The organism is Streptomyces sp. NEAU-174, from assembly GCF_052665095.1.
Map to the genome: position 1 here is coordinate 123,000 of NZ_JBQTCE010000007.1, position 19,327 is coordinate 142,326.

15 protein-coding genes and 1 riboswitch are annotated in these 19,327 nt (G+C 73.1%); of the genes, 11 read left to right on the forward strand and 4 right to left on the reverse strand.

Translation table 11 applies throughout. From position 1 onward, the window contains the following. Window positions 1-2 precede the first annotated feature (2 nt). From ACT2CW_RS21240 to ACT2CW_RS21275, 8 genes are read left to right on the forward strand one after another with little or no spacing between them, the layout of a single operon-like run. Window positions 3-1,718, forward strand: a complete 1,716-nt coding sequence (locus tag ACT2CW_RS21240) for a class I adenylate-forming enzyme family protein (RefSeq protein ID WP_445517820.1) — start codon at window positions 3-5, stop codon at window positions 1,716-1,718. After that, on the forward strand, window positions 1,715-3,358 hold the full coding sequence (locus tag ACT2CW_RS21245; RefSeq protein ID WP_445517821.1) for an aldehyde dehydrogenase family protein: 1,644 nt from the start codon (window positions 1,715-1,717) through the stop codon (window positions 3,356-3,358). The genes ACT2CW_RS21240 and ACT2CW_RS21245 overlap by 4 nt, the downstream gene beginning before the upstream one ends. Window positions 3,359-3,361: 3 nt before the next feature. After that, window positions 3,362-3,931: a hypothetical protein gene (locus ACT2CW_RS21250; protein WP_445517822.1), complete on the forward strand. Its 570-nt coding sequence runs from the start codon at window positions 3,362-3,364 to the stop codon at window positions 3,929-3,931. Beyond that, window positions 3,931-4,935: an aldose epimerase family protein gene (locus ACT2CW_RS21255; protein ID WP_164424107.1), complete on the forward strand. Its 1,005-nt coding sequence runs from the start codon at window positions 3,931-3,933 to the stop codon at window positions 4,933-4,935. Before ACT2CW_RS21250 ends, ACT2CW_RS21255 begins: the two co-directional genes overlap by 1 nt. Before the next feature lie 58 nt (window positions 4,936-4,993). After that, the gene (locus tag ACT2CW_RS21260; protein ID WP_164424105.1) at window positions 4,994-5,239 is read left to right on the forward strand and encodes a phosphopantetheine-binding protein; all 246 of its coding nucleotides are present in this window, start codon (window positions 4,994-4,996) and stop codon (window positions 5,237-5,239) included. Beyond that, entirely contained in the window at window positions 5,218-6,204 is a 987-nt protein-coding gene (locus ACT2CW_RS21265; protein WP_445517823.1) for an LLM class flavin-dependent oxidoreductase, read from the forward strand. Before ACT2CW_RS21260 ends, ACT2CW_RS21265 begins: the two co-directional genes overlap by 22 nt. Before the next feature lie 53 nt (window positions 6,205-6,257). After that, on the forward strand, window positions 6,258-7,040 hold the full coding sequence (locus ACT2CW_RS21270; protein WP_445517824.1) for a class I SAM-dependent DNA methyltransferase: 783 nt from the start codon (window positions 6,258-6,260) through the stop codon (window positions 7,038-7,040). Window positions 7,041-7,078: 38 nt separating this feature from the next. Further along, entirely contained in the window at window positions 7,079-8,110 is a 1,032-nt protein-coding gene (locus tag ACT2CW_RS21275) for a class I SAM-dependent methyltransferase (RefSeq protein WP_445517825.1), read from the forward strand. Between the two features lie 113 nt (window positions 8,111-8,223). Here the strand turns inward: ACT2CW_RS21275 and ACT2CW_RS21280 are convergent, their stop codons facing one another. From ACT2CW_RS21280 to ileS, 3 genes are all read right to left on the reverse strand, one after another. After that, on the reverse strand, window positions 8,224-9,264 hold the full coding sequence (locus ACT2CW_RS21280) for a GNAT family N-acetyltransferase (protein ID WP_445517826.1): 1,041 nt from the start codon (window positions 9,262-9,264) through the stop codon (window positions 8,224-8,226). Further along, window positions 9,261-10,853, reverse strand: coding sequence for an amino acid adenylation domain-containing protein (locus ACT2CW_RS21285; RefSeq protein ID WP_445517827.1), 1,593 nt, complete (start codon window positions 10,851-10,853; stop codon window positions 9,261-9,263). Before ACT2CW_RS21285 ends, ACT2CW_RS21280 begins: the two co-directional genes overlap by 4 nt. Window positions 10,854-10,926: 73 nt before the next feature. After that, window positions 10,927-14,076: an isoleucine--tRNA ligase gene (gene ileS, locus ACT2CW_RS21290; protein WP_445517828.1), complete on the reverse strand. Its 3,150-nt coding sequence runs from the start codon at window positions 14,074-14,076 to the stop codon at window positions 10,927-10,929. Window positions 14,077-14,373: 297 nt separating this feature from the next. Here ileS and ACT2CW_RS21295 point away from each other — a divergent pair, with 297 nt between their 5' ends. Continuing rightward, on the forward strand, window positions 14,374-14,601 hold the full coding sequence (locus tag ACT2CW_RS21295) for a hypothetical protein (protein ID WP_445517829.1): 228 nt from the start codon (window positions 14,374-14,376) through the stop codon (window positions 14,599-14,601). 68 nt (window positions 14,602-14,669) lie between these two features. After that, window positions 14,670-14,890: riboswitch (cobalamin riboswitch) on the forward strand. Window positions 14,891-15,057: 167 nt separating this feature from the next. Beyond that, window positions 15,058-17,376 (forward strand): 5-methyltetrahydropteroyltriglutamate--homocysteine S-methyltransferase, encoded by a 2,319-nt coding sequence (metE, locus tag ACT2CW_RS21300; RefSeq protein WP_445517830.1) that lies wholly within the window; start codon window positions 15,058-15,060, stop codon window positions 17,374-17,376. Here metE and ACT2CW_RS21305 read toward each other — a convergent pair. Then, the gene (locus ACT2CW_RS21305) at window positions 17,317-18,234 is read right to left on the reverse strand and encodes a helix-turn-helix transcriptional regulator (protein ID WP_445517831.1); all 918 of its coding nucleotides are present in this window, start codon (window positions 18,232-18,234) and stop codon (window positions 17,317-17,319) included. The genes metE and ACT2CW_RS21305 overlap by 60 nt on opposite strands. Before the next feature lie 150 nt (window positions 18,235-18,384). Here ACT2CW_RS21305 and ACT2CW_RS21310 point away from each other — a divergent pair, with 150 nt between their 5' ends. Further along, the gene (locus ACT2CW_RS21310) at window positions 18,385-19,317 is read left to right on the forward strand and encodes an SDR family NAD(P)-dependent oxidoreductase (RefSeq protein WP_445517832.1); all 933 of its coding nucleotides are present in this window, start codon (window positions 18,385-18,387) and stop codon (window positions 19,315-19,317) included. Window positions 19,318-19,327 lie beyond the last annotated feature (10 nt).

A 19,327-nucleotide genomic window follows, 5' to 3' on the forward strand; every position in this document is an offset into this window, starting at 1 on the left:
CGATGGGCTCGCCATCCCCCACCGGCGCGGTCTCCGCGCCACGCACCGACGCCGAACTGGCCCACACCTACCGTGGCATCCCCTCCGAGGACCGGCTGACCCCGCACCCCACCCTGGTGTCCTGGCTCGCGCACCACGCCGGGACCCGGGGCGGGGCCCCCTTCCTGACCACCGTGGCGGACGACGGTGAACTCACCACCCTCAGCTACGGCGAGGCCGACCGGCTGAGCCGGCGGCTGGCCCGATGGCTGCGCGCCGAGCTCCAGGTGGCGCCGGGACAGACCGTGGCGCCCGGACAGACCGTGGCCCTCGCCCCGGTCAACGACCCGGCCTCGATCGTGGCCGTCCTCGGGGTGCTGCGGGCGGGCTGCCCCCTGCTGCTGCTCGGCCCGCAGGACCCGGCCGACCGCCGACGGCAGCAGACCGAGGCCGTAGGGGCGCGGCTGGTGCTCCGGCCGCCGTCGGTGTCCGCCGAGGCGCTGCCGGAGGCGGTCGTCCTCCCCGATCCGCGGACCCTGGCGGAGCCGGAGGGCGACGCCGCGGAGCCGGAGCTCCACCCGGATCAGGACGCCCTGTTCTTCGCCACCTCGGGATCGACCGCGGCGTCCAAACTGGTGGCCCAGTCCCACTACAACGCGGCCGTGAACGCGGAGGCGCTCCGCCGCCACCACGGGCTGCGCCCCGGTGACCGGCTGCTGGGCTGCCTGCCCGTCCACCATGTCAACGGTCTGCACTTCACCGTCCTCGGCGTCCTGGCGGCCGGTGCCCATGTGCTGCTCGCGGACGGCTTCGACCCGCTGCGCCACCCCCGGCTGCTCCAGCGGTTCCGGCCGCGGATCGCCAGCGTGGTGCCCAGTGTGCTGGAGGCGCTGCTGGAGACGTGGCGGGCGCCCGAACTCCCTGCCGACTTCGGGTACTTCGTCTCGGCCGCCGCACCGCTGACCACCCGCACCGCACGGGCCGTACGGGACCGCTTCGGCGCCCGGGTGCTCCAGGGCTACGGGCTGACCGAGACGGTGAACTTCTCCACCACGCTCCCCGCCGAGCTGTCCGAGGACACCTACCGGCGGCTGATGCTCGACACCGACATCCCCACCATCGGCACGGCCCTGTTCGGCAACGAGGTGGCGGTGCTGACCCCGGAGGGCGAGCGGGCGGCCCCCGGGCAGGTGGGCGAGATCTGTGTGCGCGGCCACAATGTGATGTCCCGCTACGAGGCCAACGCGGCCGCGACCGACGAGGCGTTCGCGGGCGGCTGGTTCCACACCCAGGACCTGGGGATGGAGGTGGCCGACCCGGACCGCCCGGAGTCGTTCGTCGTCGTCACCGGACGCCGTAAGAACATCGCCAAGGTCGGGGGCGAGACCGTCTCCCTGGACGAGATGGACCGGGTGCTGCGCGCCGTGCCCCGGGTGCGGGACGCCGCGTGTGCCGCGCTTCCGCACCGCTTCCTGGGCGAGGAGATCGTGGCGGCGGTCGTGCCGGTGCCCGGCGCCGACGGCCCGCCCGATGTGCTGCCCGCGCTGGCCGCGGCGTTCCGGCCCGCGGTGCTGCCGCGCCGGATCGAGTTGTTCGACGCCATCCCGAGGACCCGCACCGGCAAGGTCCTCCGCCGGGAACTCGCCGACGGGCTGGCCGCCACGGCGCGGGACGGCGCCACCGGCCACCCGCGCCCGGCCCCCGCAACCTCCCCGCCCAGCCCCAGGAGTGCCCCATGAACACCGACTCCGGGATGACCTCCCGCGTCACGGACCTGCTGTGTGCGGTCCTCCAGATCGAGCCGCCGCCACCGGGGACCGATCTGATCGAGACCGGTCTGCTCGATTCCATCGGCTTCATGAATCTGTTCGTGGCGATGGAGAAGGAGTTCGGCATCGGTGTGACCGCCGCCGACCTGTCCCCGGACAGCTTCCGCACCGCCGAACGCATCGCCGCCTTCGTGGCCGCCAAGCAGGGCCCGGCCATCGCCAGGCAGGACCCCGCCATCGCCGAGCAGGGCCCCGCCGTCGCCGAGACGGTGCTGACCGACCCGCGCACCGGACACGAGCGACGGCGGATCGCGCTGAGTGGTGAGCCGGAGGTGGCGGCCGCGGTGGCCGAGTCCCGCGCCGCCGCGGCCTCCTGGGCCTCGCTAGCGCCCCGCGACCGGGCGCGGCGACTGCTCCGCTTCGCCGATCTGATCGAGGAGCGGTCCGCCGAGTACGCCGAGGCCGAGCGGGCGGGCACCGGCAAGCCCGCGGCCGAGGCGGCGGGCGAGGTGGAGAACTGCGCCGATCTGCTGCGCTTTTACGCGGGCGCGGTGCGCGCCGACATCTCGCCCGCGGGCGGACACTATCTGCCCGGCCGGGAGAGCTGGGTGCGATGGGAGCCGCTGGGCGTCATCGGGGTGATCGTCCCCTGGAACTACCCGCTGATGATGGCCGCGTGGCGCATCGGGCCCGCGCTGGCCACCGGCAACACGGTGGTCCTCAAGCCCGCGCTGACCACCCCGGACACCGCGCTGCTCCTGGCGCGGGACGCGGCGACGACCCTGGGCCCCGGTGTCCTGCTGACCGTGCCGGGCGACCGCGACACCGGCCGGCTGCTGGTGGAGAGCGACATCGACGCGGTGGCGTTCACCGGCAGCGAGGCGGGCGGCCGCGACATCGTCGCCCGGGCCGGTCTGCGCCGCGTCAGCCTGGAGCTCGGCGGCAACTGCCCGGCGCTGGTGCTGCCGGACGCCCCGCCGGATACCTATGAGGCGCTCGTACGGACCGCCACCTACAACGCCGGGCAGAGCTGCGCCGCCCCCGCCCGGGTCATCACCCTCCGGGAGAACTACCTGGAGACCGTCGAGGGGCTGGCCAAGGCGATGGCCGACCGCCGCGCGGGGGTCCATTTCGGTCCGCTCAACAACGCGGACCAGGCGGCCCGTTACGACCGGATCGTCGGCCGGAGCGCGGCGGGCATCGAGCACATCGCCCCGCTCGCCCCGCCCCCGGGCGAGGAGGGCGGCCACTGGCGGCCCGGCCGTGTCCTCGCCGATCTGCCGCCGGACGATCCCGCGGTGCTGGAGGAGGTGTTCGCGCCGGTGCTCACCGTGCAGGCGGCGGACGGCCACGCCGAGGCCCTGGCCCTGGCCAACTCGGTGCCGCAGGCCCTCGCCGCGAGCGTCTGGGGCAGCCGTACGGACGAGGTCCTGGAGCTGGCCGGAGGGATCAACGCCGGGGAGGTGTGGGTCAACTGCCATCTGGAGCAGACCGCGGAACTCCCCCACGGCGGACGCGGCAGTTCGGGACACGGCACGGACATGAGCGTGCTGGCGCTCACCGAGTACCAGCGCCCCAAGACCGTGACCGTACGCGTGGGCAGGAGCTGAGCGATGGCGGAGACCCGGCTCCTGGCCGAGGAGACGACGACGGCCGGGTGGCGGTGGGAGGTGAGCCGCGACCCCGTTGAGGCGCACACGCTGCTGTGCGCGTGCGACGCCCACCAGGCGGCCGCCTCCGGCACCCCCGCGCCCCGGCGCCGCCCGGAGACCACCGAGGCCCGGGTGCGATCCGGCTCGGTGCGGCTGCTGCGCCACGGCACGCGCGCCGCCGGGATGTTCACCCTCACCTGGGACCGGCCGTTCACCGTGGCCGATGGGGTGTATCCGCACGCGGACCGGCCGATCCACCTCTCCCGGCTGGCGGTGGCGCCCGAATGGCTCGCGGACGGGTCGCTGGTGGGGCTTCGGTGCGTACGCCACGCCATCGAGGAGGCGGCGCGTGCCGGTGCGGACGTACTGCGCTCGGAGGCCAATCCGGATCTGCGCCAGACCCGGTTACTGCTGGACATCCTGGGGTTCCGGCAGTACGGGCCCACGCTCGGCGAGGAGGGCGGCAGCCGCCGCGTCCACCTTCAGAAGACGCTCCGCACGACGGCTTCCGGCCCGGACCGGGAGGGCTGATGGGCGCGACGATCCGGCGGGAGAGGGTCGGCACCACCGCGGGCCACCGCGGCCAGGGGCCGACCGATGTGGACGCCTACACCCTGGACACCGGCGAGGGCCTGGCCGTGGTGGTGTGGACCTACGGGGCGCAGCTCGTGGAGGTCCTGGTCCCCGACCGGGACGGCCGCACCGGCAATGTGGTGGTGCGCCTCCCGGACCTCGACGGCTACCAGGACCGGGCGGCCAATCCGTATGTCGGCTCCACCGTGGGCCGTTACTGCCGGTGTGTGGCGGGCGGCCGGTTCCGGCTCGACGGGGTGGAACACCACCTCGACCGCAACGACGGCGACCACCACATCCACGGCGGGGCCCTCGGCTTCGACCGGTATGTGTGGCGGGCCGAGGCGGAGCGCGCGGACGGTGCGCTGTCGCTGCGGCTGCGCCTGGACAGCCCGGACGGCGACCAGGGCTACCCGGGCGCGCTGTCCGCCGAGGTCCGCTACCAGGTCTCCCGCGAGGGGACGCTGACCTTCGAATACCGGGCCACCACCACCGCCAGCACCATCGTGGGCCTCACCAACCACGCCTACTGGAACCTGGCCGGCGCCGGACGGATCGACGGCCATCTGCTCGCGCTCAACGCCACCCGCGCGGTGGTCTTCGACGACGAGCTGATCCCCCTCCCGGGGCCGCCGGCGGACCTCACCGGAGGCCCGCTGGACCACCGCGAGCCCAGGCCGATCGGCGACCGGCGGCTGGACAACTGCTTCGTCCTGGACGGCCCGGACTGGGCGGCGCGGCTGTACGACCCCGCCTCGGGGCGCGCCATGCGCGTGGTCACCGACCAGCCCGCGGTGGGGGTGTACTCGGCCGACGGCTTCGCGGGGCGGCGGCGCTCCGGCATCTGTCTGGAGGCCGGCCCGCTGCCGGACGCGCCCAACCGCGCCGACTACCCCCCGGTGCGGCTCGACCCCGGCGAGACCTACCGCCATCGCACCGTTCATCACTTCTCGGCCCACTGAGCCGACGCCCGCCCATCGGGCCCGATCCACAGGAGGTATCGCGTACATGGACCCACTCATGGCTTCCGTGGCGGAGGCCGTGCGGCGCCGCGCGGAGGCGCCGCCACCGGCCACCGCCCTGGACCCGGACGCCGAGCTGTCGTCCCTCGGGGTGAGCTCGCTCGGGGTGGCGGGACTCATCGTGGACCTGGAGGAGACCTTCACCTTCCGGTTCCCCGACGACGCGGTCAGCCCCGAGGTGTTCCGCACCATCCGCACCCTCACCGACACGGTCCGCACGCTGTGCGCACCGCAGGCCGGCTGACCATGCGGATCCACGGAGACGCCGTCCGGGTGGGCGTCCACTCGGGCCAGCAGTACCCGGCCTTCGCCGAGGCGCTGGAGCTGTGGCAGACGGCCGAGGAGCTCGGATACGACTGGGTGTCGCTCTTCGACCACTTCCGTCCGCCCATGGGCGGCCCGGCGGGCCCCTGCTTCGAGGGCATGTCGCTGCTCGCGGCGCTCGCCGCGCGCACCAGCCGGATCCGCTGCGCCGTGCTCGTCTCGGCGGTCACCTGGCGGCACCCGGCGCTGGCCGCCGCCACCGCGGCCACCATCGACCATGTCTCGGACGGGCGCCTTGAGTTCGGGATGGGCGCGGCCGGTGCGGATCTGGCCTACGACCAGTACGGCATCGACTTCCCCGGTGCCGGGACCCGGCTGGACATGCTGGACGAGGCATGCCAGGTGCTCCGGGCGCTGTGGACCGGCGGACCGGCCACCTTCGCGGGGAAACACTTCCGGCTGGCGGACGCCCATCTGGCGCCGCGCCCCCTCCAGCGGCGGCTGCCCCTGGTCATCGGTGGCGAGGGCGAGCGGCGGATGCTGCGGATCGTCGCGGAACACGCCGACATCTGGAACACCCTCGCCGGAACCCCGGACACCTACCGCCGCAAGGTCCGGAAGCTGGCCGAACACGCCGCCGCCGTGGGCCGCGACCCCGGGACCGTCCGCCAGTCGGTGACGTTCCGGGCGATCCTCGCCGAGGACGAGCGGCAGGCGCTGGAGCGCAAGGAGCGGCTGCTGGAGCGGGTGGGCCCCGATTCGCCGGTGTGGCCGGAGTATCTGGTCTTCGGCACGCCCGAGCAGTGCGTGCAGCGGCTGCGGCCCTATCTGGAGCTGGGCGTCCGCGACTTCCTGCTCGGCGCCCGCCCACCGGTCGACTGGCAGACCCTCGAACTCTTCGCCCGGCATGTCGCCCCGGCGCTGCGCGCCCACCCGGCCGGCTGAGCGACCGGCTCCCCATCCACCTTCCTTCACACCGCGGCCCACGGAGGCTCACCATGGCGAACTACTACTACAGCGACGGCTTCGCGGCCTTCTTCGACAGCCGGTACACGGGATGGGTGCACGCCTTCTCGCCCCGGCTCGCCGACCACCTGGACCGGCAGGGGCTGCCGGAGCGCTCGGTGATCGACCTGTGTTGCGGCACGGGCGTCACGGCGTCGGTCTTCCTCGCGGCGGGCTGGCGGGCCACCGGCGTGGACGGGTCGAGCGCCATGCTGGACATCGCGCGCAAGAAGCTCGCACCCGCCGTGGAGAACGACACACTCACGCTGGTCGAGGCCGACGCCCGGAGCTTCCGCGCCCCGCGCCGGGCCGCCGCCTGCGTGAGCCTGGACGGGGCGCTCAACCACCTGGGCTCGGTGGCGGAGCTGACCCAGTGCTTCACCTCGGTGTATGACGCGTTGCTCCCCGGCGGCGAGTTCGTCTTCGACCTCTACGCCGGATCCCACTTCCGCCACTGGAACAACGTCACCCTGACCGACGACGACGAGGCGGTCATCGTCAAGCGGGGCGTCTGGGACGACGGCACCCGGACCGGGATGCTGCGCGTCTCCGGTGTCTTCGGCACCGGGATGTCCGCCCAGCGGGTGGACCAGACGCTGCGCAGCTGGGAGTACGACGACGCCGAGGTGGCCGGGGCGCTGGAGGCGGCCGGCCTCGTCCCGGCCGAGCACGACTTCGAGCAGCGTTACGTCAAATGCGACTCGGGCTCGTGCTCCCTGACCCCCGTCCCCTGCCGCACCATCTACCGCGCCCGCAAGCCCCTCGAGCAGAAGTGATCGACCGCCGGCCCCCCCTCACCACCCAAGGAGCAGTGATGACGACAACACCGCACTTCACCCCCACTCCTACCGCCACTCGTACCGCCACTTGGAGCACCGACTCCCTGTTCAGTGCGTCCGTGGCCGTCTCCGCGCTGTCGGCCGCCGTGGAACTCGGGCTGCTCGACGACCTCAAGGACCGCGGCGAGATCCGGTTCGACGGCCGTCAGGAGGGCGCGGACCGGATCGACCCCGCCGTGCTCCGCGGCATCCTGCTGCCCCTGGAGTGGGCCGGGATCGTCGTGCTGGACGACCGGTCCGCCCGCCCGGGGCCGGGCTTCGACGCGGCCTACCTCGACCGCGGCTACTTCTACTGGCTGGCCGGTGGCAACGGCGAGCTGACGAGCCGGGCGCCGCAGGTCGCGCTGGAGCGCAACCGGCACGGCGAGTTCTACCACCGGGACATGCGGGCCGTCGCGGTGAGTTCCCGGATGATCGGCGATGTCGAGGTCGAGCTGCGCTTCGACAAGATCCTCGCCGACCAGCCGCCCCGCGCCGTGTGCGACCTGGGCTGCGGCTCCGGCCAGCGGCTCATCCGCATCGCGGGCAACCACTCCGGTGTGCGGGGCGTGGGAGTGGACATCGCGCCCGCGGCCGTGGAGCTGACCGGGGCCTCCGTGGCCGAGGCCGGTCTCGCGGACCGGATCTCGGTGCACCACGGCGATGTGCACGCGCTGCCCCAGCTGCCCGAGTTCGCCGGGATCGACGTGGTCACCTGCGTGTTCATGGGGCATGACTTCTGGCCGTACGACAAGTGTGTGACGGTGCTGCGCAGGATCCGCGAGGTCTTCCCCGATGTGGAGCGGTTCCTGCTGTGCGATGTGGTGCGCAGCGAGGTGGCGCCCGGGCCGCACACGCCCATCTTCACCCTGGGCTTCGAGTTCGCCCACGCGCTCATGGGCGTGACGCTGCCGACGCGTTCGGACTGGATGGCCGCGTTCGACGCCTCGGGCTGGGAGTGCGAGGCGGTCCAGGAGTTCAACCGGCCGCCCGGCGGTCTGCTCTTCGAGCTGCGCCCCAGCCGCTGACGCCTGCGGCGGGCCACGCGGCGGCTCACTCCGTAGAGCTGCGACGAAAGCGCCGCTCGCCTCCCGGAAGGGGGCGAGCGGCGCTTTCGTCCGTCGGGACGGGTCAGCCGATGTCAACGCCAGGCGCGGCCGGACACCCCGCTCAGATTCCAGCCGTCCGGCCGGTCGAGGTGGCGCAGCGCGGGCGGCATCTCGGCGCCGGTCGCGCGGACCATCAGACCGGGGAGGTACATATCGCGGGTGAACAGGCCCGTGGGCTCGTCGAGTTCGGCCCCGAGCGCGCGCAGCGCCGCCACCCGTACCGCGGACAGATCGCGGGTCCACATCAGCACCTCGGCGCCCGGCAGCCACGCAAGGGCGGCCTCCACCAGGTCCGCGAACACCTCGTCGGAGGTGGCCTCGCAGTCCACGATGGTCGTCGGGGTCTCGCCGTCGTCGGTGTCGACGCCCGAGCGGTGCCCGATGAGATAGCCCTCGACGGGTCCGTCACCGGCCACCAGATGGAAGTAGCGGGCCAGTGGGTTTGCGGCGCGCCAGCGGAAGTACGCGGCGTCCCGCACCGGACGCGGGCCTTCGCCGCCCGGCAGCCGGGCCACCAGCCCCGCCATCGCCTCCGCGGCCACGGCGGGCGCCGGACGCAGCGTCAGGCCGGACCTGGTCCCCCGGGTGGCGGGCAGCTCGTGCCACGGCCGGTCGGCCACCAGTGGCTTCTCCCGTTCGACCACCGCTTGCGCCCAGGGTCCGATCGGGCGCCAGCCGTTCATCAGCATGGCGGGGCCGGCCCCCTGGTCGCCGAAGTCCAGCAGCCAGGGCACCCCGTCGGCGCGCAGCCGCGCCACCACCTCGTCGGTGAGCATCCGGAACAGCGGACTGCCCTGGTGGCGGGGGGCGACCACGGTGTCGGTCAGACAGGGCAGCATGAACCGCTCCCCCGCCACCTCCCAGCACGCGCCGAAGACCCCCACCATGCCGACCAGTTCGTCCCCCTCGCGGGCGAGGGTGACGTAGCGGTCGTCGAGGTGGGGGTTGGTGGCGTACTTCCAGTCCATGTAGGCCAGATTGGCGCGGCGTCCGCCGCGCCACAGCGAGTCCTGGAAGTCCGCGATCTCCAGCCGGTCCCGGGCCGTGCAGCCCGTGAAGGAGAACTCGGTCACGCGCCGCCACCACCGCCGGGGACGGCCTCGTCGGCGGTGAAGCGCTGCTGGAGGGCGCGCAGGTCGGTCTTGCCGTTGGCGTTGACGGGCAGCGACTCCAGCGCGAGCCAGCGCGTGGGCAGCATGTACCCGGGCACCTTGCTCCCGAGGCGGGCCTTCACCTGTGCCGTGGTCAGCGAGACACCGGCGGTCAGGGCGTAGGCCGCGCAGATCAGCGGGGATCCGGTGCGGCTCGGCGCCGCCACCACGGCCGCGGCGGCGATCTCCGGCAGTGAGTGCAGCTCGGTCATCACCTCGTCCAGCTCCACGCGGTAGCCGTTGACCTTGACCTGGCGGTCGGCGCGGCCGTGGAAGCGCAGCAGCCCGTCCGCGTCCCGGCTGCCGAGGTCGCCGGTGCGGTACGCGCGCCGCCCAGAGCCGGGGGGAAGTTCGATGAACGAGGCCGCGGTGCGCTCGGGGTCGCGCCAGTAGCCCGGGCTGACCCCCGCGCCGCCGATCACCATCTCGCCCACCTCGCCGGGGGCGACCGGGCGCAGCTGGTCGTCGACGGGCTCCAGCCACTCGCCGGGGATGGCCCGGCCGACCGGAAGCGCCTCGTCGGGCAGCTCGGTCAGGGTGTAGTACGAACTGGCGATGGTGGTTTCGGTGGTGCCGTAGAAGCCGGTGAAGGTGACATGGGGCAGCCGCCGCATCCAGTACTCCACATCCGTGGGCGGGAACACCTCACCGCCCCACAACACCCGGCGCAAATGCGGGAAGTCGTCCTTCTCCACCACCTCGTGGCGTGCCATCGCGCTGAGCACGGACGGCACCGAGAGCCACTGGGTGAGCCGTGCGTCGCGGATGAACTGGGCCAGCGTGGTGGGCAGCAGACTCGCCTCCGGCGGCACCAGATGCAGCTCGGCGCCGCAGATCAGCGGCCCGTACACATCCCACAGCGAACCGTCGAAGTGCAGTTGGAGATGGCAGGAGATCCGGTCGTCCGACCTGAGCCCGAAGTGTTCGTTGGCCCAGGTCACGAAGTGGATGATGGCGGCGTGGGTGAGCGGTACGCCCTTGGGCTCACCCGCCGAGCCGGAGGTGAACAGCACATACGCCACCCCCGATGCGCCACCGGCCGGCTCCGGCACGGTCGTGGGCGCCGAGGCGACATCGGCCGCGGTGACGGTGGGAAGGGGGCCGGTGGCGTCCCCCTCGGGCAGGCACAGGCCCACCACCGCGCCGGGCGCCGTCGCGTCCGACACCTCGGTGGCCAGTGGGGTCCGCCGCCGGTCGGCGAGGATCCGGCACGGCCCGGTCTGGTTCACGATGGACACCAGCCGGTCCGCCGGCGACGCCGTGTCCAGTGGCACACAGACGCCACCGGCCTTGAGCACACCGAGCAGATACACCACCGCGTCCGGGCCCTTGGGCGCCAGTACGCACACTCGGTCGTCCGGGCGCAGCCCGCCGGTGCGCAGCGCGTGGGCCAGCTGACTGGACCGCTCGTCCAGCTCTCGATAGGTCAGCCGGGTCGGGCCGAACACGACCGCGTCCGCTTCCGGTGTTCGCGTGGCCTGTGCGCTCACAAGCCCTTCTAGACGGGTCATCCGTTCTCTCTTCCTGTGTCGGAGCCGGGTCGGAGCAGGGTCGGAGCAGGGTCGGAGCCGGGTCAGGGCCGGGTCAGAGCCTGTCGATGCGCACCCGGACCGCGGTGCCGTCGCCGATGACGCCCTCGTGACCGGCGTCCGCGAGGGGGCCGTACGTCAGGCGCTCGGCCAGGGTCTCGGCCTTCAGCAGCGCGTCATGGGCCCGGATCCGTGCCGCCACCGCGTCGGGCAGCTCGACGCTCAGCGCGATGCGGTCCGACACCTCGAGGCCGGCCGCGCGGCGCGCCTGCTGCACCACGCGCACCAGGTCGCGTGCCGCGCCCTCGGCCGCCAGTTCCTCGGTCACCTCGACATCGAGCACGATCAGCCCCGCTCCGCCGGGCAGCGCGGCGACGGCGCCCGGTCCGTCGGCGGCGAGCCGCAGCTCGTACTCACCGGCGAGCAGCTCCCGCCCCGCCGCCACGACGTTGCCGTCCTCGTCCGTGGTCCAGTCGTCGGTGGCGGCGGCGCGGATGACCTCCTGCACCGCCCCGCCGAGGCGGGGGCCGCACTTGCGGGGGTCGACGGTCAGCCGCATCCGGCCGTGGGCGGAGACATCGGTGGTGAGCCGGACGTCCTTGACGTTGAGCTGATCGCGGAGCAGCCCGGTGTAGGGCTCCAGCGCGGGGGCGTCGGGGTCGGCGATCACCAGCCGCGCCAGGGGCAGCCGCAGCCGCAGCCGGTGGCTCTTGCGCTGGCCGAGCGCGGTCGAGGCGACCTCGCGCACCCGGTCCATCACCCGCACCAGCTCCGGGTCGGACGGCAGCTCCTCCGCCGAGGGCCAGGTGGTCAGGTGCACCGACCGGCCACCGGTCAGCCCGCGCCAGATCCGCTCGGTGATGAGCGGCAGCAGCGGTGCCATCAGCCGGCACAGCGCTTCGAGCGCGGTGTGCAGGGTGTCCACGGCCGCGCGGTCTCCGGCGGTGAACCGGTCGCGGGAGCAGCGGATGTACCAGTTGGTCAGCACATCGAGGTGGTCCCGCAGCGCGGAGCAGGCGCGCGAGAGGTCGTAGTCGTCCATCGCGCGGGTGGCCGACTCGACCAGGTCACGGGTCTTGGCCAGCAGATAGCGGTCCAGCGGATGGCCGGCGTCCGTGCGGATCCGGCCCTCGGTGTCGCCCGCGTACAGGGTCAGGAAGTGCCAGGCGTTCCACAGCGGCAGCAGCACCTGGCGCAGGGCCTCCCTGCTGCCGGCCTCGGTGACCTCGAGGTCCCGGGCGCGCAGCAGAGGTGAGCTCATGAGGAACCAGCGCATGGCGTCGGAGCCGTCGCGGGCGAAGACGTCGTTGACATCGAGGTAGTTGTTGCGCGCCTTGGACATGGCCTGGCCGTCGTGGCCGAGCACCACACCGAGGACGGTGCAGTTGGCGAAGGCCGGGCGGTCGAACAGCGCGGTCGACATGACGTGCATGTTGTAGAACCAGCCGCGGGTCTGGGCGTAGTACTCGACCACGAAGTCGCCCGGGGAGTGGCGCTCGAACCACTCGGCGTTCTCGAAGGGGTAGTGCACCTGCGCGAACGGCATGGAGCCGGTCTCGAACCAGCAGTCCAGCACCTCGGGCACCCGCCGCATCACCGACCGGCCCGACGGGTCGTCGGGGTTGGGGCGGGTCAGCTCGTCGATGTACGGACGGTGCAGATCGCCCGGCCGTACGCCGAAGTCGCGCTCGATCTCGTCCAGCGAGCCGTACACATCGACCCGGGGGTGGGCCGGGTCGTCCGACACCCACACCGGGATGGGGGCGCCCCAGTAGCGGTTGCGGGAGATGTTCCAGTCCTTGGCGCCGCGCACCCAGTTGCCGAACTGGCCGTCGCGCACATGCTCGGGGGTCCAGCTGATCCGCTCGTTGAGTTCGAGCATCCGGGTGCGCAGCCGGGTGACGGCGACGAACCAGGTGGCGATGGCGTGTTGCAGCAGCTGTGTGCCGCAGCGCCAGCAGTGCGGCCGGGAGCGGGTGTGCGGCCGGCTGCTCAGCAGCGCGCCGCCCGTCTCCAGCAGGCGGAGCACGGTCTCGGTGGACTCCAGCACCGGGGCTCCGGCGCACGGTGGCACCTCGTCGGTGTAGCGGCCGGCGGAGTCGACCGGGTAGGTCCGGCCGATGCCCTCCTCGGTGGCGAGGGCGTGGTCCCGCTCGTCGAAACACGGGGTGACGGCCACCGCGCCGGTGCCCTCGCCGGTGTCCACGAAGCGCTCCGCCACCACGACATGGCTGTCGTCGTCGGCGGTGGTGGAGGCGGTGGCGGGGGCAGTGGCGGTCGCGGTGGCGGAGAAGTCGAACAGCGGTGTGTAGCGGCGGCCCGCCAGCTCGGCGCCACTGTGCCGGGCGACCACAGGGCCGCCACCCACCAGATCGGCGTGGGCGTCGAGCCGCTCGGCCGCCACCACCAGGCGCCGCCCGCCGCGCTCCACCACGGCGTACTCGGCCTCGGGGTGCACGGCCACCGCCGTGGCGCCCGGCAGCGCCCAGGGCTGCTCGGACTCCACCAGCAGCAGCTCGCCGCCGTCCAGCGGCACGCCCACGACCACGGTGGTGCCCGGCACCTCGCGGTGGGTGTCGCTGCCGTCGATACGGCCGCTGCTCTCGGCGTTGGCCAGCGGGGTCTCGCAGTGCGCGCAATACCAGGAAACCGAATGTCCCTGATAGATGAGCCCCTTGTCCCACATGGTCTTGAACGCCCACATGACGCTCTCCATGTAGTCCAGGTCATGGGTTTTGACGGATTCGTCGAAATCGACCCAGCGGGCCTGCCGATTGACGTAGTCGCGCCATTCGCCGGTATAGCGCATCACCGTCGTGCGGCACACCTCGTTGAACCGCTCGACGCCCATGCGCTCGATATCGGACTTGGCGGTGACGCCGAGTTGCTTTTCGGCGTCGAGTTCCGCGGGCAGCCCGTGCGAGGTCCAGCCGAAGCGCCGTTCGACCCTGCGGCCGCGCATGGTCTGATAGCGCGGCACCACGTCCTTCGCGTAACCGGCCAGCAGATGGCCGTAGTGCGGCAGGCCATTGGCGAACGGCGGCCCGTCGTAGAACACGAATTCTTCGGCGTCCTCGGCTTTCCGCGCCGCCACGGTCTCCTGGAAGATGTGGTTCTTCTCCCAGTAGTCCAGGACGTCGAGTTCGACCTCGGGAAAATGCGGTCTCGCGGGCACGCCATCGGCCCCGGCCATCGGATATGCCATCGCTCAGTAAACCTCGCAGGGTCGGCCCGCAGTGCAGTGAGGGCCGACTCTAACGAGGGGACGGGAAATGCCCGGTAATCGCGGAAACATCGGCATGCGCGCCGATGGCGCCCCGCGATTACCCGGCGATTTCCCTTCAGTGTGGCCGGGCCGGCTGGAACGGCAAGGTGCATGACGTGACAGCGGGTGACGCGTTACCCCATTGGGGGGACGTTGGGCCGCGGTCCGCCCGACAAAGGGGCACCATGCATGCGAAGCCGGTCATTCCCGGCCGCTCATCCCCAGCAAGGAGTTCCCATGCGTATGCGGACCGCCGCCCTGACCGCCCTGTCCACGCTCGCTCTCACCGCCGCGTCCCTCGCCGTCGGCGCGACCGGTGCCGTCGCGGAGGACGGCCCCGATGTCACCGTCGACAACACCAGCAGCACGACCACGACCTTCCCCGGCGTATGCGCCAGCAACCAGTTCTCCTTCGTCACCGTCCCGGTCAATCTGGTGGGCCAGTCGGACTCCAGCTCGTGCTGACCCCCCGCTCCACGAGCCCGTGAGGAGCGGTACCCCCGGCCGAGGCGGCCGGGGGTTTCCCATGCCGTAGGCTGGCCGGTGCAGCTGGTTCGCCCCGTCCGCCAGGCGGGACGCGTCGCAAGAGGGAACCCGGTGGGAATCCGGGACTGCCCCGCAGCGGTGAGCGGGAACGACCGCCGTCATACGCACTGGGTCCGGTGAGAGGACCTGGGAAGCGACGGCCAGTAGGTGTCCTCCTGAGGAGGGCGCGCCCGTGAGTCCGAAGACCTGCCATCTGCCCGCGTACGGACCACCCGTGCGCGGACATCCCGGTGACCTCGAGGGCGGGTCGGCGAACATGCACCAGGCGGACGACCGCGCGCCTGCCGCGCGACGTCGTGGCGTCCGGTCCGTCACCCTTCGCGCCCTCCTCCCGTCGCCGGGACCTCAGGGATCCATCTCGCGAAGGAGATCTCCGTGACCACCAAGTCCGCGGCCGCGGCGGCACGGGCCACCGTGTACGGCTACCCCCGCCAGGGCCCGAACCGGGAACTGAAGAAGGCGATCGAGGGCTACTGGAAGGGCCGCGTCACCGCCGACGCGCTGAGGGCCACCGCCGCCGAACTGCGCCGCGCCAACTGGCGCCGGCTGGCCGGGGCGGGCATCGACGAGGTCCCCACCGGCGACTTCTCGTACTACGACCATGTGCTGGACACCACCGTCATGGTCGGCGCCATCCCCGACCGCCACCGGGACGCGGTCGCCGCCGACCCGCTCGACGGGTACTTCGCGATGGCGCGGGGCACACAGGACGTGGCGCCGCTGGAGATGACCAAGTGGTTCGACACCAACTACCACTACCTGGTCCCCGAGCTGGGCCCGGACACGGTCTTCACCGCCGACTCCGCCAAGCAGGTCGCCGAGCTCAAGGAGGCCCTCGCCCTCGGACCGGCCGCGCGGCCGGTCCTCGTCGGCCCCGTCACCTACCTCCTGCTCGCCAAGCCCGCGCCCGGCGCGCCCGCGGACTTCGAGCCGCTCACCCTCCTGGACCGGCTGCTTCCGGTGTACGCCGAGGTCCTGGCCGATCTGCGAGCGGCCGGTGCCGAGTGGGCGCAGCTCGACGAGCCCGCTCTGGTCCAGGACCGCACCGCCGCGGAGCTGAACGCGGCCGCCCGCGCCTACCGCGACCTCGGCGCCCTCGCCGACCGCCCGAAGCTGCTGGTCGCCTCGTACTTCGACCGCCTCGGCGAGGCGCTGCCGGTGCTGGCCAAGGCCCCGGTCGAGGGGCTGGCGCTGGACTTCACGGAGGCCGCCGCGGCGAATCTGGACGCGCTGGCCGCCGTCGGCGGGGTGCCCCGCAAGCGGCTGGTCGCCGGTGTCGTCAACGGCCGCAACATCTGGGTCAACGACCTGGAGAAGTCCCTGGCCACGCTCGGCACTCTGCTGGGCCTGGCGGACCGGGTCGACGTGGCCGCCTCCTGCTCGCTGCTGCACGTCCCCCTCGACACGACGGCCGAGCGGGACATCGAACCGCAGATCCTGCGCTGGCTGGCCTTCGCCCGGCAGAAGACCGCGGAGATCGTCACCCTCGCCAGGGGCCTGGCCCGCGGCACCGGCGCGATCGCCGCCGAGCTGGCCGCGAACCGGGCCGATATCGCCTCCCGCGCGGGCTCCCCCATCACCCGCGACCCGGCCGTCCGCGCCCGCGCCGCCGCGGTCACCGAGGCCGACGCCCGCCGCTCCCAGCCGTACGCCGAGCGCACCGCGGCCCAGCGCGCCCACCTCCGGCTGCCGCTGCTGCCGACCACCACCATCGGCTCCTTCCCGCAGACCGGCGAACTGCGCACCGCCCGCGCCGACCTGCGCGCGGGCCGGATCGACACGGCCGGGTACGAGGAGCGCATCAGGGCCGAGATCCGGGAGGTGATCTCCTTCCAGGAGAAGACCGGCCTGGATGTGCTGGTGCACGGCGAGGCCGAGCGCAACGACATGGTCCAGTACTTCGCCGAACAGCTCACCGGCTACCTCGCCACCCAGCACGGCTGGGTCCAGTCCTACGGCACCCGTTACGTCCGCCCGCCGATCCTGGCCGGTGACATCGCGCGCCCCGAGCCGATGACGGTGCGCTGGACGGCGTACGCGCAGTCCCTCACCGACCGCCCGGTCAAGGGCATGCTCACCGGGCCGGTCACCATGCTCGCCTGGTCCTTCGTCCGCGACGACCAGCCCCGCGGCGAGACCGCCCGCCAGGTGGCGCTCGCCCTGCGCGACGAGGTGAACGACCTGGAGGCGGCCGGGACCTCGGTCATCCAGGTGGACGAGCCCGCGCTGCGCGAGACCCTGCCGCTGCGCACCGCGGACCGGCCCGCCTATCTGGCCTGGGCGACCGAGGCCTTCCGGCTCACCACCGGCGGCGTACGCCCCGGCACCCAGATCCACACCCATATGTGCTACGCCGAGTTCGGCGACATCGTCCAGGCGATCGACGACCTCGACGCCGATGTCATCAGCCTGGAGGCCGCCCGCTCCCATATGCAGGTGGCCCGCGAGCTCGCCGCCCACGGCTATCCGCGCGAGGCCGGGCCCGGGGTGTACGACATCCACTCGCCGCGGGTGCCCGGCGCGGAGGAGGCGGCCGAACTGCTGCGGACGGGACTCAAGGCCATCCCGGCCGAGCGGCTGTGGGTCAACCCCGACTGCGGGCTGAAGACCCGCGGCTGGCCGGAGACCCGCGCCTCACTGGAGAACCTGGTCACCGCGGCCCGTACGGTCCGAGGTGAGCTGCCCGCGTCCTGACCCGGACGCCCGGCCGGGGCCGGTGACGCGGAGCAGGTCCAGCTTGCCCGCGTCGCCGGTTCCGGTCGCCGCCGTGTAGGTGACCATGCGCAGATCCGCGCCGGGGACGATGAGCACATCGCAGTCGAGCAGGATGTCGCCGATCTCCGGATGCCGGATCGTCTTGCGGTCCGAGGTGTGCTGGGCGGCGGTCGCCCGGGTGGCCCAGTGACGGTCGAAGACCTCGGACTCCGCCCGGAGTTCCCGCACCAGACGGGCGAGCCGGGCGTCGGCGGGGTAGCGGGAGACGGCGTCCTTCAGGTCGGCCACGATCGAGGTTTCGAAGGTGTCGGTTCCGCGCTCGGGGCGGACGCGGAGCACGGGGTCGCGGGCGGCACCGGTGCCGAACAGGGCGCGGGCGAGGTTGCGTTCGGCGGCCGGGAGCACGGTGGGGTCGCCGTGCAGGGCGCTCCACATGGCGTTCCACCACACCAGGGTCCAGTCGGCGGTGAACACCCCGATCGGGACGTCGCCCAGGCGCGCCGCGAGCCGCTGGATGCCCGGGGGCACGTGGGAGCTGACCGTCCCGTCCCGCGGCGGCAGCAGCCCGGCGCTCCGGTACAGCTGGTCGCGTTCGGCGCGGGACAGCTGGAGCGCGCGGGCGAGGGCGCCCACGACCTGGTCCGAGGGGTGCTTCGCGCGTCCCTGCTCCAGCCGCAGGATGTAGTCGACGGAGAGCCCGGCCAGCTCGGCGAGCTCCTCGCGGCGCAGCCCCGGGGCGCGGCGGCTCGCCTTCGGGGTGAAGCCGGCGTCGGCAGGGGCGAGGCGGTCGCGCCAGGCGCGCAGCAGCGCGGCGAAGTCGGAGCGGGAGGTAGCCATGGGTGCATTCTCGCCGCGCGGCGCCGGATCAGCCTGGGTACTGCCGGTCCTAGTGACGGGGACGGCACTGGCCGGCGTGGGCGCGGGCGGCGAACGTGGAGCCGCCGCGCCCGGCCGGGCGCCATCGGCCGACCAGTGAAGGAGCCTTTTATGCCTGCTGCGCAGCACACCCTCGTGATGACGGGCGCGAGCCGCGGGATCGGGCGCGTCGCCGCGGAGCACATCGTGCGGCGGTCGCCCGGCGCGCACCTCCTCGTCGTGGCCCGCGCGTCCTCCGGCGCCCGGCTCGCCGAGGAGCTCGCCACGGGCGGGCACACGGTCTCGTACGTCCCGGCGGACCTCGGCTCGCTCCAGAGCGTCCGCTCCGCCGCCACCGAGATCCGCGACCGGCTGGAGCGCGGTGATCTGCCACCGCTGCGCGGCTTCGTGGGCAACGCGGGGACGCAGTACACCAACGCGCTGACCGAGTCCCCCGACGGATACGAGGCCACCTTCGCCGTCAACGTACTGGCCAACCACCTCTTCGTCCGGGTGCTCCAGGACCACTTCGCCGCGCCCGCCCGAATCGTGATCACCGTCAGCGACACCCACTTCGGGGACTTCAGGCACAACATGGGCATGGTGCCCGGCCCCGTCTGGAACTCCCCCGATGTCCTGGCCCGTCCGGGCGCCTTCGCCAAGCCGTCCGGCACGGCGGGCGGGCGCACCGCGTACTCGACGAGCAAGCTGGCCGCCATCCACCTCGTGCACGAGTACGCGCGGAGGCTTCCGGCCGGGATCGACGCCATCGCGTACAACCCCGGTTTCGTCCCCGGCACCGGTCTCGCCCGCAACGCCGGTCCGCTCTCCCGCTTCGCCATGCGGCGCGTGCTGCCGGTGATGGCCCTCACGCCGTTCGCCACCGGCCGCGGCGCTGCGGGCCGCCACCTCGCCGATGTCGTGCTGGGCACGACCGCGGCGCCGACCGGCTCCTACGTCGACCGCGCCCGGGTGGCGCGGTCGTCGGAGGAGTCCTACGACCCGGGGCGCGAGCGCGAACTGTGGGACGCCGTCGAGCGGTTCACCGTGGCATACGCGGCCTGAGCGGAGTGGC